Genomic DNA, 13,980 nt, shown 5'->3' on the forward strand with positions numbered 1-13,980 from the left:
GGGGCACATGATCAAGACGTGGTGTGGGGTAATGGGCTTGTGTGCCGTGCTGTCGGCCATGGCTCAGGAGCAACCGCAAGACTTTGCCAACCAGGTGCCGCTGAGCACCAGTGGCCAAGGCCCGTGGTACCGCCTGGAGCTGCCGCTGGCGCTGCAGTTGGGCGCGCGGCAGGCGGACCTGGGCGACATTCGCGTGTTCAACGCCGCCGGCGAGCCCCAGGCCTATGCCCTGGTGCACGAGCCGGCGCGCCATGGGCAAAGCGAGCACCAGGCCAGCGTGAAGTGGTTCCCGCTGTACGATGACGCCGAAACCGCGCCGGGCACGCCCAAGGTGCGGGTGCAGACCGGCCCCAACGGCAGCCTGATCGAGGTGCAGCCCGACGAGGAACTGGAAGCCGGTGAAGAGGTGCTGCGCGGCTGGCTGCTGGACACCAGCGCCATCAAGGAACCCTTGAACCAGCTGAGCCTGGACTGGAGCAGCGAGCGCGAAGGCTTCCAGCGTTTCACCATCGAGGCCAGCGACGACCTGCAGCATTGGCGCCCCTGGGGTGAAGGGCAGGTGGCGCGGCTGTCGTTCGCCGACGAGCGCATCGAGCAGCATGAAGTCAGCCTGCCGGGCCTGCCGGCGCGTTACCTGCGCCTGTTGTGGCAGGTGCCACAGTCGGCGCCGGTGCTCAGCCAGGTGCTGGTGCAAAGCAGCGCCAGCAGCCATGTGCCGCCACCGCTGGTGTGGTCGGAGCCGATCAAGGGCAGCAGCGCCAAGGCCAACCAGTACGTCTGGATGCTGCCAGCGGCGCTGGCGGTGGAACGGGTGCAGATCGACCTGGACCAGCCCAACAGCCTGGCCCCGGTCGACCTGTTCGGCCGCTACGACCTCAATGGCAGTTGGGAACCGCTGGAAAGCGGCCTGCTCTACCGCCTGACCCAGAACGGCCAGGACGCCGTGCAGAGCGAGCTGCCCATGCGCGGCGAGACCCTGCGCCAGCTCAAGCTGGAGGTGGACGACCGTGGCGGTGGCCTGGGCGCGGAGGCGCCGCTGCTGCGCGTGGCGGTGCGGCCGGTGCAGCTGGTGTTCCTGGCGCGGGGTGCTGGCCCTTACCGGCTGGCCATCGGCAACCCGAATGCGGTCAGTGCGCAGTTGCCTTTGAGCACGCTGATACCCGACGTGGACGAGCAGCGCATGGCCGCCCTTGGCGTCGCCGAGCCCGCCGTGACGCCGGTCATCGTCGCGCCGCCGCCACCGGTGGCCGCGGCGCCATCGTCGAACTGGAAACACATCAGCCTGTGGCTGGTGCTGGTGGTCGGCGTGCTGGCGCTGGCGGCCATGGCATACAGCCTGGTGCGGGCAAAACCCGGCGGCCAGTGAGGCCATAAGCGTCACCCGCGGGCATTTTCGGACTACGCTTGAGCGGGTGGCGTGAACCTTTATCGTTACAGCCCGGTCTGAAGGGCTGGAACCGCGCCCCTATCGCTCGCTAGGTTGTGAATGAGCCTGTAAACTGCGCGGGTTTTTCCCCACCCCATTCTCCGGAGCCGTCCATGTCCCGCGTTACCCTGAGTCGCTATTTGATTGAGCAGACCCGCAGCAACAAGACCCCTGCCGATCTGCGCTTCCTTATCGAAGTGGTGGCGCGCGCATGCAAAGAGATCAGCCACGCTGTGTCCAAGGGCGCCCTGGGCGGCGTGCTGGGCAGCATGGGCACTGAAAACGTGCAGGGCGAAGTGCAGAAGAAGCTGGACGTGCTGTCCAACGACATCCTGCTGGAGTCCAACGAATGGGGCGGCCACCTGGCCGGCATGGCGTCCGAGGAAATGGACAATGCCTACCAGATCCCGGGCCAATACCCCAAAGGCGCCTACCTGCTGGTGTTCGACCCGCTGGACGGCTCGTCGAACATCGACGTCAACGTGTCGGTAGGTACCATCTTCTCGGTACTGCGTTGCCCAACCGAGTACCTGACCCAGAACGACAGCCTCAACGAGCAGGCTTTCCTGCAGAAAGGTACTGAGCAGGTCGCTGCCGGCTACGCCATCTACGGCCCGCAGACCATGCTGATCCTGACCCTGGGCAACGGCGTCAAGGGCTTCACCCTGGACCGCGAGATGGGCAGCTTCGTGCTGACCCACGAAAACATCAGCATCCCGGAAACCACCGCCGAGTTCGCCATCAACATGTCCAACCAGCGCCACTGGGAAGCCCCGGTGAAGCGTTACGTCAGCGAGCTGACCGCGGGTGAAGAAGGCCCGTTGAAGAAGAACTACAACATGCGCTGGATCGCCTCCATGGTGGCCGACGTGCACCGTATCCTCACCCGTGGCGGCCTGTTCATGTACCCGCGCGACGGCCGTGAGCCAGAGAAGCCAGGCAAGCTGCGCCTGATGTACGAAGCCAACCCGATGTCGTTCCTGGTGGAACAGGCTGGCGGCGCTTCCACCGACGGCCACCAGCGCATCCTCGACATCCAGCCTGAAGGCCTGCACCAGCGCGTGGCGGTGTTCCTGGGCTCCAAGCAGGAAGTGGAGCGCGTGACCGCGTACCACAAGGAATAATTTGTAGCCGCTGCCGAAGGCTGCGCTGGTCCTCATCCCCGCTGGAGATCTTCAGTGAGGTTGAGGGCCAGCGCAGCCTGGCGGCAGCGGCTACGAGTCTGGCGCAAGAAAATGCCCCCATCACTGGGGGCATTTTTGTTTTCAGATGCGGAAGCTGCCCACCAGCTGCTTCAACCGCGACACCTGCTGCTCCAGCTCGCTGCACGCGCGCAGGGTGGATTGCAGGTTCTCCACGCCTTCCTGGTTCAGCGTGTTGATCTCGGTGATGTCCATGTTGATGGCCTCCACCACGGCGGTCTGCTCCTCGGTGGCGGTGGCCACCGACTGGTTCATGCCGTCGATCTCGCCGATGCGCTGGGTCACGCTGCCCAGGCGCTCGCCGGCCTGGTTGGCGATGCCCACGCTTTGCTCGCTCTGGCTCTGGCTTTCGGTCATGGTGCCCACGGCTTCGCGGGCGCCTACCTGCAGTTCCTCGATGATTTTCTGCACCTGCTGCGCCGAGTCCTGGGTGCGGTGCGCCAGGTTGCGCACCTCGTCGGCCACCACGGCGAAGCCACGGCCGGCGTCACCGGCACGGGCGGCTTCGATGGCGGCGTTCAGCGCCAGCAGGTTGGTCTGCTGGGAGATGCTGGTGATCACTTCGAGGATCTGGCCGATGTTCACGGTGTTGGCGTTCAGGGTCTCGATATTGCCGCACGAGTCGCTGATCTTCGCCGACAGTTGGCCCATCACCTCGATAGTCTTGTTCACCACCTGCTGGCCATCTTCGGCCAGGCTGCGCGCGTCGCTGGAGTGCTGCGAGGCGAGTGCTGCGTTCTGGGCGATTTCCTGGGCGGCGGCGCCCAGTTCGTTGATGGCCGCGGCCACGCTGCTGGTGCGGCTGGCCTGCTGGTCGGAGTTGAGCATCGACGAGTTGGAGGCGCTCACTACTTGCAGGGCTACCTCGTTGACCCGGCCGGTGGCCGAGGACACCTCGCGAATCGATTCGTGGATGCGTTCCACGAAGCGGTTGAACGATTGCGCCAGGGTGCCGAATTCGTCGTGGGCGTGGATCACCAGGCGCTTGGTCAGGTCACCTTCGCCTTCGGCGATGTCGTGCATCGCGCGGCCCATCACGTGCAGCGGCTCCATCAGCACGCGAATCAGCAGGCCCAGCAGGGCGATGATGATCACCACGGCGATCACCGTGGCCACCAGCGCCGAGTTGCGGAATTCGCCGAGCATGGCGTAGGCGGCGTCCTTGTCCAGCACCAGCGCCACGTACCAGTCGGCCGACGGCACGCCGTTCACGCGGGTGAAGGAGATGAACTGGGTCTTGCCGTTCAGCTCTACCTCCTTGAGGCCCGGCGACACCTGCGGGGCGCCCTGTGGATAAGCTTCCGACAGGCTCTTGAGATCCAGCTTCACGTCCGGGTGGATAAGAATCTTGCCGTCGCCGGTGACGATGAAGGCGTGGCCATGGCCGCCGAAGTTCAGCGAGTTGATGATGTCGCTGATGCTGGTCAGGTCGATGTCCGCGCCGGCCACGCCGATGAACTGGTTGTCATGGCGCACCGGGGTGGCGATGGTAATCACCAGCTTGCCCGAGGAGGCGGCGATGTAGGGCTCGGTGACGATGGTCTGCTGGGCCGCGTTGGCCGCCTTGAACCAGCCGCGCTGGCGCGGATCGTAGTCAGCCGCGCGGTTGCCCGCAGGCACCGAGAACATCACGCCGTTCTGGCCGCCGAAGTAGGTCAGCTGGAAGTTGCTGGAGTAGGCCGGCAGGCCCACGCTGCGCGCCAGGCTTGGCGCCGAGTCGCCATCCACTGCCACTTGCTGGCCCAGGGACTGCAGCAGCTGGATGCGGCTTTCCAGCCACGTCTGGATGTTGCTGGTGGTCAGGGTGCCCAGCTGCTTCATCGAGGCTTCGGTGTTCTCGTGCAGCGTGGCGCGCTGGCGGTAGTCGTTGAACGCCATGAAGCAGGAGAACGCCAGGGCGACGATGAGAGCGGCCGCGATCAGGATCTTGTGGCTGAATTTCAGGTTTTTTGTCATTGGGGTGATCTGTACGCAAAGGGGCTGATCAAACGGGGGTGGCAATCTGCCAGATGCACGCAGATAGCGCTATCTACTGTCGGCCGAAACTTCGTGAAGATTAATGTACGGTTTGGTGAGTTGACCGGCGGGCAGGGCGGGGCTGGCATAAATGCCCGGGGTGGCCGGGAACCAGATCGCGGTTTTCTCTTCTAAGCTCTAGCTGGCAGCCAAGCCGGCACTACTGTCCAGGAGTGACCTTTCATGTCTTTGCGTTCCCTCGCCCTGTTGTCGTTCTGCGTGTTGCTCGCCGCATGCAACAAGATCAACCAGGAAAACTATTCACAGATCAAGGCGGGCATGACCAAACCTGAAATCGAGAAGCTGCTGGGCAGCCCCACCGATTGCTCCGGCGCGCTGGGCATGTCCAGTTGCACCTGGGGTGACAAGAACAGCTTCATCAGCGTGCAGTACGCCGGTGACAAGGTAGTGATGTACTCGGGGCAGGGCCTCAAATGAGCCGCTTGAAGATGGTGGCCATGCTGCTGGGCGGCCTGGCGGCAGGTGCGTTGCTGGCCGGCTGCGCCAATAAGGCCAGCGACCCGCTGGCGCCGCGCACCGAGGAGCAGGTGGACCTCAAGCGTTACCAGGGCACCTGGTACGAACTGGCGCGCCTGCCCATGTTCTTCCAGCGCAACTGCGTGCAGTCCGAGGCGCATTACCGCCTCAAGCCTGACGGTAACATCGCCGTGCTCAACCGTTGCCGCACCGCCAGCGGTGAGTGGGAAGAAGCCACCGGCACGGCGTCGCCGCAGGTGCCGGGCAAAACCGACAAGCTGTGGGTGGTGTTCGACAACTGGTTCTCGAAGATCCTGCCGGGCGTGGCCAAGGGCGACTACTGGGTGCTGTACGTGAGCGACGACTACAAGCAGGCCATCGTCGGCAACCCGGACCGCAAGTACCTGTGGCTGCTGTCGCGCACGCCAACGGTTTCGCGCGAGGTGCGTGAAGAGCTGCTGGCCAAGGCGCAGCAGCAGGGTTACGACACCACCAAGCTGATCTGGCGCGCCAAGGACTCTGAAGTCGGCAAATAACCCGTACACCCGTACACCTGTCCACCCGTAGCCGCTGCCGCCAGGCTGCGCTGGCCTTTTTGTGCGCTGGAGATGTTCAGTGGGGCACAGGCCCAGCGCAGCCTGGCGGCAGCGGCTACAGGTCAGTTAAGGAGGTCGCGTAGCACTTGGGCGAACGCGGTGGCGCTTGCGCGCTCTTGCGCATGCCGGCCTTCGCTGACCACCTGTTTGCCGTTCACCCACACGTCCCGCACCTGGCGGTCGCCGCCGGCAAACAGCCAGCGGTTGAGAATGCCGTCGCCGCTGGCGGTGGCCAGGTAGGGGTCTTCGCCATCCAGCACCAGCCAGTCGGCGCGGGCGCCTACGCGCAATTCACCAATGGCCTGCCCCAGCGCCTGGGCGCCGCCTTGCAGGGCGGCGTCATACAAGGTGCGGCCAACCATGGGCTGCTCGGCGCCGTAGAGGCGGTTGCGGCGCTGGTCGCGCAGGCGCTGGCCGTATTCCAGCCAACGCAGTTCCTCCACCACGCTCAGTGACACATGGCTGTCGGAGCCGATGCCCATGCGCCCGCCCTGGGCCAGGAAGTCCACTGCGGGGAAGATACCGTCGCCCAGGTTGGCCTCGGTGGTCAGGCACAGCCCGGCCACGGCGCGGCTGTGCGCCATGCGCTGCACTTCGTCGGCGTCGGCGTGGGTGGCGTGCACCAGGCACCAGCGTTCATCCACCGGCACGTTGTCGTACAGCCACTGCAGCGGGCGCTTGCCGCTCCAGGCCAGGCAGTCGTTGACCTCTTTCATCTGCTCGGCGATGTGGATGTGCACCGGCGCGCCTGGGTCGCTGGCGGCCAGCACCTGGTTAATCTGCTCGGGCGTCACCGCGCGCAGGGAGTGGAAGCACAGGCCCAGGCGCTGGGCCGGCTGTTCGGCGAGGATCGGCGCCAACTGCTGCTGCAGCCGCAGGTAGCTCTCGGTGCTGTTGATGAAGCGCCGCTGACCGTCGTTGGGCACCTGGCCGCCGAAGCCGGAATGGCTGTACAGCACCGGCAGCAGGGTCAGGCCGATGCCGCTGCTGGCCGCCGCCTGGCTGATCTGCCGCGACAGCTCGGCCGGGTCGGCATAAGCCTTGCCTTGCTGGTCATGGTGCACGTAGTGGAATTCGGCCACCGAGGTGTAGCCGGCCTTGAGCATCTCGATGTACAGCTGGCGGGCGATGACGCCCAGTTGCTCGGGGCTGATCTTGCCCACCAGGCGGTACATCAGGTCGCGCCAGGTCCAGAAGCTGTCGTTGGGGTTGCCGGCCACTTCGGCAAGGCCGGCCATGGCGCGCTGGAAGGCGTGGGAGTGCAGGTTGGGCATGCCCGGTAGCAGCGGGCCCTTCAGAGGCGTGGCGTTCTCGGCACTGGCGTTGGCCTGCAGCTGGGTGATCAGGCCGTCGGCGCCCACCTCGATGCGGACCTTTTCGGCCCAGCCGGTGGGCAACAACGCACGTTCGGCAAAGAAAGCGGACATCGACACTTACCTCATCAGGTTTATTTGTATATACATATACAGACGTTTGCCTGCCCGGTAAACTGCGGCAAGCTATCCATCTATCGATTCAGATTGGCTTAACAGAAGGATTTCCCGTGTCGACTCCGCCCGTAGTTTCTCCACTGGTTGCCCAGATGGGCGAAAGTCCGGCACCGCTCTATGCCCGCGTCAAACAGATGATCGCCGGGCAGATTCAGAACGGCACCTGGCCGCCGCACCATCGCGTGCCCTCCGAAAGCGAGCTGGTCACCCAGTTGGGTTTCAGCCGCATGACCATCAACCGCGCCCTGCGCGAACTCACTGCCGAAGGCCTGCTGGTGCGCATGCAGGGCGTGGGCACGTTCGTGGCCGAGCCCAAGAGCCAGTCGGCGCTGTTCGAGGTGCACAACATCGCCGATGAAATCGCCTCGCGCGGCCATCGCCACCGCTGCCAGGTGATCATGCTGGCCGAGGAGGCCGCCGGTTCCGAGCGCGCGCTGGCGCTGGACATGCGCGAAGGGCAGAAGGTGTTCCACTCGTTGATCGTGCATTTCGAGAACGACATCGCCGTGCAGATCGAAGACCGCTACGTGAACGCGGTGGTGGCGCCGGACTACCTCAAGCAGGACTTTACCCAGGAAACGCCCTACGCTTACCTGTCCAGGGTCGCACCGCTGACCGAGGGCGAGCACGTGGTCGAGGCAATCCTGGCCGATCCGTCGGAGTGCAAGCTGCTGCAGATCGAGCCAGGCGAACCCTGCCTGCTGATTCGCCGCCGCACCTGGTCGGGGCGTACGCCAGTAACGGCCGCGCGGCTGATCCACCCCGGCTCCCGTCACCGCCTGGAAGGAAGGTTCAGCAAATGAACAGCATCAAGCACCTGCGCGCCGCCGGCTACCCACGCATGCCATGGAAGAATGGCGGCGGCAGCACCGAGGAAATCACCCGCGACGGCGGCGACGGCCTGGACGGCTTCGGCTGGCGCCTGTCGATCGCCGACATTGGCGAGTCGGGCGGCTTTTCCAGCTTTGCCGGCTACCAGCGGGTGATCACCGTGCTGCAGGGCGCGGGCATGGTGCTGACCGTGGACGGCGAAGCCAGCCGCGAGCTGCAGCCGTTCGATGCCTTTGCCTTCAAGGGTGACAGCGCGGTGGTGTGCGCGCTGGTGGGCGGTGCCATTCGTGACTTCAACCTGATCTACGCGCCGGCCCGCTACCGCGCCCGCCTGCAATGGCTGGAAGCGCCGCAACGGCTGTTCAGCGCGGCGCACACGGTGCTGGTGTTCAGCGTGGCAGACGCGCTGACCGTGAAGGCCGACGCCACCACCCACATCCTTGGCTTGTACGACTGCCTGCAGATCGAAACCGCCGCCCTCACCGAGCTGGCCATCGATGGCCACTGCTGCCTGATCGAAATCTCCCCGCTCTAAAAACCCCCCTCGTAGCAGCGGCCCCAGGCCGCGTCCCGGCGCACCGCACGGCCGCTGTCGGACGCCGCCTTCGGCAGCTGCTACGGTTACGGTGGGGTGCACCATTTTGTTACCGTTTGCCCCATGGGGGCGCAAAATTCCCACTTGGGCGGGTGGCCTTCAGCGCCGCCAAACGCCTCGAAAATTTTTTTCATCGCCTCGCAACCCGCTTCCAGCCTGCCTTCAGCCCTCCCGACAGCCTCGCTGCCGAAAACTTGGCAACTCAATTGCATATGCTTGTATGTACAAGTAAATACGTGCACGGAACAGTGCACTCAATGCTGAGGAGTCTCGTTCGTGACTGACAATGCCCAAAACAAATTCCGTGACGTTGAAATCCGTGCCGCCCGCGGCAACAAGCTGACCGCCAAGAGCTGGCTGACGGAAGCGCCGCTGCGCATGCTGATGAACAACCTCGACCCGCAGGTGGCCGAGAACCCCAAGGAATTGGTGGTGTACGGCGGCATCGGCCGCGCGGCGCGCAACTGGGAGTGCTACGACAAGATCGTCGAGAGCCTGACCAACCTCAATGACGACGAAACCCTGCTGGTGCAGTCGGGCAAGCCGGTAGGCGTGTTCAAGACCCACAGCAACGCCCCGCGCGTGCTGATCGCCAACTCCAACCTGGTGCCGCACTGGGCCAACTGGGAGCACTTCAACGAACTGGACGCCAAGGGCCTGGCCATGTACGGCCAGATGACCGCCGGCAGCTGGATCTACATCGGCAGCCAGGGCATCGTCCAGGGCACCTACGAAACCTTCGTCGAGGCCGGCCGCCAGCACTACAACGGCAGCCTCAAGGGCAAGTGGGTACTGACCGCCGGCCTGGGCGGCATGGGTGGCGCGCAGCCGCTGGCCGCGACCCTGGCCGGTGCCAGCTCGCTGAACATCGAATGCCAGCAGAGCCGCATTGATTTCCGCCTGGCCAGCCGCTACGTCGACGAGCAGGCCACCGACCTGGACGACGCCCTGGCGCGCATCGCCAAATACACTGCCGAAGGCAAGGCCATCTCCATCGCCCTGCTGGGCAACGCCGCCGAGATCCTGCCGGAGCTGGTAAAACGTGGCGTACGCCCGGACATGGTCACCGACCAGACCAGCGCCCACGACCCGCTGAACGGCTACCTGCCCGCCGGCTGGACCTGGGAACAGTACCGCGACCGCGCGCAGACCGACCCGGCCGCCGTGGTGAAAGCTGCCAAGCAGTCCATGGCCGTGCACGTGCAAGCCATGCTCGACTTCCAGCAGCAGGGCATCCCCACCTTCGACTACGGCAACAACATCCGCCAGATGGCCAAGGAAGAGGGCGTGGCCAACGCCTTCGATTTCCCAGGCTTCGTGCCAGCCTACATCCGCCCGCTGTTCTGCCGCGGCATCGGCCCATTCCGCTGGGCTGCGCTGTCGGGCGACGCCGAGGACATCTACAAGACCGACGCCAAGGTCAAGGAACTGATCCCGGACGACGACCACCTGCACAACTGGTTGGACATGGCGCGCGAGCGCATCAGCTTCCAGGGCCTGCCGGCGCGTATCTGCTGGGTGGGCCTGGGCCAGCGCGCCAAGCTGGGCCTGGCGTTCAACGAAATGGTCCGCCGTGGCGAGCTGTCTGCCCCGGTAGTGATCGGCCGCGACCACCTGGACTCGGGTTCGGTCTCCAGCCCCAACCGCGAAACCGAAGCCATGCAGGACGGCAGCGACGCCGTGTCCGACTGGCCACTGCTGAACGCCCTGCTGAACACCGCCAGCGGCGCCACCTGGGTGTCGCTGCACCACGGCGGCGGCGTGGGCATGGGCTTCAGCCAGCACTCGGGCATGGTCATCGTCTGCGACGGTACCGATGAAGCCGCCGAGCGCATCGCCCGCGTGCTGCACAACGACCCGGCCACCGGCGTCATGCGCCACGCCGATGCCGGCTACCAGATCGCCATCGACTGCGCCAAGGAGCAGGGCCTGAACCTGCCTATGATCAAAGGCTAATCCACAGTTGTGGGAGCTGGCTTGCCAGCGAGCTTTTCAGCGCAACCAAAAGCTCGCTGGCAAGCCAGCTCCCACAATCCAGAGATTGGCTTCCAATTTGCTTGTATGTACAAGCATAGGTGATTGCCTGGTGCGGGCTAGTAACACTTTCTCTCATTCGACTTTGCAGGAAGGTTAACGATGGCGCAGAAATTCAGCTTGTTGGGTTCATTGGCCCTGGGTGCAGTACTGCTGGCGGGCTTGCCGCTGGCGCAGGCCAAGGAGTGGACCTCGGTCAACATCGCGACCGAAGGCTCCTACGAGCCCTGGAACGTTACGCTGCCTGGCGGCAAGATCAGCGGCTTCGAGCCCGAGCTGATGGAGATCCTCTGCCAGCGCATGAAGCTTACCTGCAACATTTCGGTGCAGAACTGGGACGGCATGATCGCCAGCCTCAACGCCGGCAAGTTCGACGTGCTGATGGACGCCGTGGTCATCACTGAAGACCGCAAGAAGGTCATGGCCTTCTCCATTCCCTACGCACGTACCCCGGCAAGCTTCGTCGCCCTGGACGCCAACGTGCTGCCTGGCAAGCCGGGGCCGGCCAACGAAATTACCCTGGGCACCGACGAGAAGCAGATCGGCGAAGCCATCGAAGGCCTGCGCAAGGCCCTCAAGGGCAAGACCATCGGCATCGCCTCGGGGACCATCTACACCCCCTTCATCGACGACCACTTCAAGGACGTCGCCACCATCCGCGAATACAACGCCTCGGCCGACACCATCCTCGACCTGCAGGCCGGGCGCATCGACGTGGCGTTCGACGACGTGACCTTCCTCGACTCGCTGAAGGCCAAGGACGAGAACAAGAACCTGGCCTACACCGGCCCGCAGATCGGCGGCCCTATCTGGGGCGAAGGCGAGGCCCTGGGCTTCCGCCAGGCCGATGCGGACCTGAAGGCCAAGTTCGACGCCGCGCTGAAAGAGGCCCTGGCCGACGGCACGGTGAAAAAGCTCAGCGAGAAGTGGTTCAAGCTCGACCTTACGCCCAAGTCGTAAGCGTGGCGGGGCCGGCGCCTGCGGGCGCCGGGTGTTCAATGATTGAAGTGGTGGGAAAAACCTCATGAATCTCTTGCAGATGCTCAGCTTCGGTGACACCGGTTGGGGCATGGCCTTGCTCAAGGCGGCGGCCATGACCCTGCTGTTGACCCTGGCGGCGTTGCTGATCGGCGCCCTGGTGGGCAGCCTGGTGGCGGCGGCGAAACTCTCGCGCCAGCGCAGTGTGCGCTACCTGGGCGATGCCTACTCGATCCTGTTCAGAGGGATTCCTGAACTGCTGGTGATCTACCTGTTCTACTTCGGCGGCGCCAGCGTGGTGTCGGCCATCAATCACTGGTTCGGTGGCCAGGGCTACGTCGACGTGCCGCCGTTCCTGGTGGGCGCCATTGCCGTGGGCCTGATCTCCGCGTCGTACCAGGCCGAGGTCTACCGTGGCGCCTTCATCGCCGTGGCCAAGGGCGAACTGGAAGCGGCGCTGGCCATCGGCATGACCCGCGGCATGCGCATTCGCCGCGTGCTGATCCCGCAGATCTGGCGCTACGCGCTGCCGGGCCTGGGCAACGTCTGGCAGATGAGCCTCAAGGACTCGGCGCTGATCTCGGTGATCGGCCTGGTCGAGCTGATGCGCGCCAGCCAGGTAGCCGCCGGCTCCACCCGCCAGTACTTCACCTTCTACATCGTCGGCGGGGCCTGCTACCTGATCCTCACCGGCCTGTCGGGGCGCCTGTTCAACATTGCCGAAAACCGCGTGCAGCGCACCCAGCGCCGCAACCCGGCCCAGTCCTGAGAAGGGGAACCGTGATGATCGACTTTGCCTTTCTCGCCGACACCATGCTCAAGCTGCTGGGCGCGCTGCCCACCACGCTGACGCTGTTTTTCTCCTCCCTGCTGCTGGGGCTGATCCTGTCTCTGGGCGTGGTGTCCATGCGCGTCAGCCGCTGGTGGTTCCTGAGCTACCCGGCGCGCTTCTACATCATGCTGTTCCGCGGCACGCCGCTGCTGATCCAGATGTTCCTCATCTACTACGGCCTGGGCCAGTTCCCGGCCATTCGCGACAGTTTCCTGTGGGTGGTGCTGAAGTCGCCCTACGGCTGCGCCGTGGTGTCGCTGGCCATGTGCACCGCCGGCTACACCGCGGAAATCATCCGTGGCGGCCTGCAAAGCGTGCCCCACGGCCAGATCGAGGCCGGCCAGGCCGTGGGCATGAACCGCTGGACCCTGCTGTACCGGGTAATCGGCCCGGTCACCCTGCGCCAGGCGCTGCCCGCGTACTCCACCGAGGCCATCCTGCTGGTGAAGTCCACCGCCCTGGCCAGCCTGGTCACCGTGTGGGACGTGACCGGCGTGGCCCAGCAGATCATCCAGCGCACCTACCGCACCATGGAAGTGTTCATCTGCGCGGCGCTGATCTACCTGGTGCTGAATTTCCTGGTGGTGCGGGCCGTGGCCTGGATCGAGCATCGGCTGTCGCCGCACCTGCGCGAGCGGCCCCAGGGCCAGCCCGTGGTGCCTGCGCCTGAAGCCTCTACCCATTCCTGATTGCAGCGGAGCTTGTCATGAGTACTCAATTCCAGACCGCCCTGTCGGTCGCCAATATTCACAAGGCCTTCGGTGCAACCCAGGTGCTCAAGGGCATTTCCCTGGACGCGCACAAGGGCGACGTCATCTCCATCCTCGGCGCCAGCGGTTCGGGCAAAAGCACCTTCCTGCGCTGCATCAACCTGCTGGAAACCCCGGACGAGGGCAGCATTGTCCTCGACGGCGAGGCCATCGAGATGAAGCGCCACCGCGACGGCCGCCTGCTGCCGGGCAACCGCCGCCAGGTGGAAGCCATGCGCAGCAAGCTGGGCATGGTGTTCCAGAGCTTCAACCTGTGGTCGCACATGACCGTGCTGCAGAACGTCATCGAAGGCCCGATGCGCGTGCTCAAGCGCTCGCGCGCCGAATGCGTGGAAGAGGCCGAACAGCTGCTGCACAAGGTGGGCCTGTACGAGCGCCGCGACTACTACCCGGCGCACCTGTCGGGCGGCCAGCAGCAGCGCGTGGCCATCGCCCGCGCGCTGGCCATGAACCCCCAGGTGATGCTGTTCGACGAGCCCACCTCGGCGCTCGACCCGGAGCTGGTGGGCGAGGTGCTGCGGGTGATGCGCTCGCTGGCCGAAGAGGGCCGCACCATGCTGGTGGTCACCCACGAGATGGGCTTCGCCCGCCATGTATCCAACCGCGTGGTGTTCATGCAGGGCGGCCAGATCGACTGCCAGGGCACCCCCGCCGAATTGTTCGAAGGCCTGCCGACCGAGCGTTTCCGCCAGTTCGTGTCCAGCCATCAGCAGCGTAACGCCGAGTAATCGCC

13 protein-coding genes and 1 pseudogene are annotated in these 13,980 nt (G+C 65.0%); 11 read left to right on the forward strand and 3 right to left on the reverse strand.

The window, feature by feature from the left end; all coding sequences use genetic code 11:
* The first annotated feature begins 7 nt into the window (after positions 1–7).
* Together AC0J42_RS02045 and AC0J42_RS02050 are read left to right on the forward strand one after the other, a co-directional pair.
* Positions 8–1,366: a DUF3999 domain-containing protein gene (locus AC0J42_RS02045; RefSeq protein ID WP_473005130.1), complete on the forward strand. Its 1,359-nt coding sequence runs from the start codon at positions 8–10 to the stop codon at positions 1,364–1,366.
* Between the two features lie 173 nt (positions 1,367–1,539).
* A complete protein-coding gene (locus tag AC0J42_RS02050) occupies positions 1,540–2,550 on the forward strand; it encodes a class 1 fructose-bisphosphatase (protein WP_027979868.1) in 1,011 nt (336 codons plus the stop codon).
* Between the two features lie 141 nt (positions 2,551–2,691).
* Here AC0J42_RS02050 and AC0J42_RS02055 read toward each other — a convergent pair whose 3' ends face one another.
* Positions 2,692–3,456 (reverse strand): methyl-accepting chemotaxis protein, encoded by a 765-nt coding sequence (locus AC0J42_RS02055; protein WP_416427523.1) that lies wholly within the window; start codon positions 3,454–3,456, stop codon positions 2,692–2,694.
* Positions 3,457–3,594: 138 nt separating this feature from the next.
* Positions 3,595–4,584 (reverse strand): annotated as a pseudogene (locus AC0J42_RS02060) (cache domain-containing protein); the annotation flags it as partial.
* Between the two features lie 243 nt (positions 4,585–4,827).
* Here AC0J42_RS02060 and bamE point away from each other — a divergent pair.
* Together bamE and AC0J42_RS02070 are read left to right on the forward strand one after the other, a co-directional pair.
* Positions 4,828–5,082 (forward strand): outer membrane protein assembly factor BamE domain-containing protein, encoded by a 255-nt coding sequence (gene bamE / locus AC0J42_RS02065; RefSeq protein ID WP_416422008.1) that lies wholly within the window; start codon positions 4,828–4,830, stop codon positions 5,080–5,082.
* Positions 5,079–5,657, forward strand: a complete 579-nt coding sequence (locus AC0J42_RS02070) for a lipocalin family protein (RefSeq protein ID WP_416422009.1) — start codon at positions 5,079–5,081, stop codon at positions 5,655–5,657. Before bamE ends, AC0J42_RS02070 begins: the two co-directional genes overlap by 4 nt.
* A gap of 122 nt (positions 5,658–5,779) precedes the next feature.
* On the opposite strand, the gene AC0J42_RS02075 is transcribed toward AC0J42_RS02070, so the two are convergent.
* A complete protein-coding gene (locus tag AC0J42_RS02075) occupies positions 5,780–7,144 on the reverse strand; it encodes a formimidoylglutamate deiminase (RefSeq protein WP_473005131.1) in 1,365 nt (454 codons plus the stop codon).
* A gap of 155 nt (positions 7,145–7,299) precedes the next feature.
* Here AC0J42_RS02075 and hutC point away from each other — a divergent pair, with 155 nt between their 5' ends.
* The 7 genes from hutC to AC0J42_RS02110 all read left to right on the forward strand — a co-directional run bounded on the left by hutC (position 7,300) and on the right by AC0J42_RS02110 (position 13,975).
* Complete coding sequence (gene hutC / locus AC0J42_RS02080; RefSeq protein ID WP_416427524.1) at positions 7,300–8,010, forward strand: histidine utilization repressor; 711 nt, start codon at positions 7,300–7,302, stop codon at positions 8,008–8,010.
* On the forward strand, positions 8,007–8,573 hold the full coding sequence (locus AC0J42_RS02085; protein ID WP_473005132.1) for a HutD/Ves family protein: 567 nt from the start codon (positions 8,007–8,009) through the stop codon (positions 8,571–8,573). The genes hutC and AC0J42_RS02085 overlap by 4 nt, the downstream gene beginning before the upstream one ends.
* 336 nt (positions 8,574–8,909) lie before the next feature.
* On the forward strand, positions 8,910–10,589 hold the full coding sequence (gene hutU / locus AC0J42_RS02090; protein ID WP_473005133.1) for a urocanate hydratase: 1,680 nt from the start codon (positions 8,910–8,912) through the stop codon (positions 10,587–10,589).
* Positions 10,590–10,769: 180 nt separating this feature from the next.
* Complete coding sequence (locus tag AC0J42_RS02095) at positions 10,770–11,627, forward strand: transporter substrate-binding domain-containing protein (protein ID WP_416422013.1); 858 nt, start codon at positions 10,770–10,772, stop codon at positions 11,625–11,627.
* Positions 11,628–11,691: 64 nt separating this feature from the next.
* Positions 11,692–12,414, forward strand: coding sequence for an ABC transporter permease (locus AC0J42_RS02100; protein ID WP_416422014.1), 723 nt, complete (start codon positions 11,692–11,694; stop codon positions 12,412–12,414).
* Positions 12,415–12,428: 14 nt separating this feature from the next.
* On the forward strand, positions 12,429–13,166 hold the full coding sequence (locus AC0J42_RS02105; protein ID WP_416422015.1) for an ABC transporter permease: 738 nt from the start codon (positions 12,429–12,431) through the stop codon (positions 13,164–13,166).
* A 17-nt stretch (positions 13,167–13,183) separates the two neighbouring features.
* On the forward strand, positions 13,184–13,975 hold the full coding sequence (locus tag AC0J42_RS02110) for an ABC transporter ATP-binding protein (RefSeq protein WP_027979857.1): 792 nt from the start codon (positions 13,184–13,186) through the stop codon (positions 13,973–13,975).
* The last annotated feature ends 5 nt before the right edge of the window (positions 13,976–13,980 follow it).

The organism is Pseudomonas sp. Tav-5-1A (genome assembly GCF_055755055.1).

What these genes read in the sequence shown, in the direction of transcription:
- AC0J42_RS02045 (WP_473005130.1), top strand. Translation starts at nt 8, where the DNA reads ATGATCAAGACGTGGTGTGGGGTAATGGGCTTGTGTGCCGTGCTGTCG.
- AC0J42_RS02050 (WP_027979868.1), top strand. Translation starts at nt 1,540, where the DNA reads ATGTCCCGCGTTACCCTGAGTCGCTATTTGATTGAGCAGACCCGCAGC.
- AC0J42_RS02055 (WP_416427523.1), bottom strand. Translation starts at nt 3,456, where the DNA reads ATGCTCAACTCCGACCAGCAGGCCAGCCGCACCAGCAGCGTGGCCGCG.
- bamE (WP_416422008.1), top strand. Translation starts at nt 4,828, where the DNA reads ATGTCTTTGCGTTCCCTCGCCCTGTTGTCGTTCTGCGTGTTGCTCGCC.
- AC0J42_RS02070 (WP_416422009.1), top strand. Translation starts at nt 5,079, where the DNA reads ATGAGCCGCTTGAAGATGGTGGCCATGCTGCTGGGCGGCCTGGCGGCA.
- AC0J42_RS02075 (WP_473005131.1), bottom strand. Translation starts at nt 7,144, where the DNA reads ATGTCCGCTTTCTTTGCCGAACGTGCGTTGTTGCCCACCGGCTGGGCC.
- hutC (WP_416427524.1), top strand. Translation starts at nt 7,300, where the DNA reads ATGGGCGAAAGTCCGGCACCGCTCTATGCCCGCGTCAAACAGATGATC.
- AC0J42_RS02085 (WP_473005132.1), top strand. Translation starts at nt 8,007, where the DNA reads ATGAACAGCATCAAGCACCTGCGCGCCGCCGGCTACCCACGCATGCCA.
- AC0J42_RS02095 (WP_416422013.1), top strand. Translation starts at nt 10,770, where the DNA reads ATGGCGCAGAAATTCAGCTTGTTGGGTTCATTGGCCCTGGGTGCAGTA.
- AC0J42_RS02100 (WP_416422014.1), top strand. Translation starts at nt 11,692, where the DNA reads ATGAATCTCTTGCAGATGCTCAGCTTCGGTGACACCGGTTGGGGCATG.
- AC0J42_RS02105 (WP_416422015.1), top strand. Translation starts at nt 12,429, where the DNA reads ATGATCGACTTTGCCTTTCTCGCCGACACCATGCTCAAGCTGCTGGGC.
- AC0J42_RS02110 (WP_027979857.1), top strand. Translation starts at nt 13,184, where the DNA reads ATGAGTACTCAATTCCAGACCGCCCTGTCGGTCGCCAATATTCACAAG.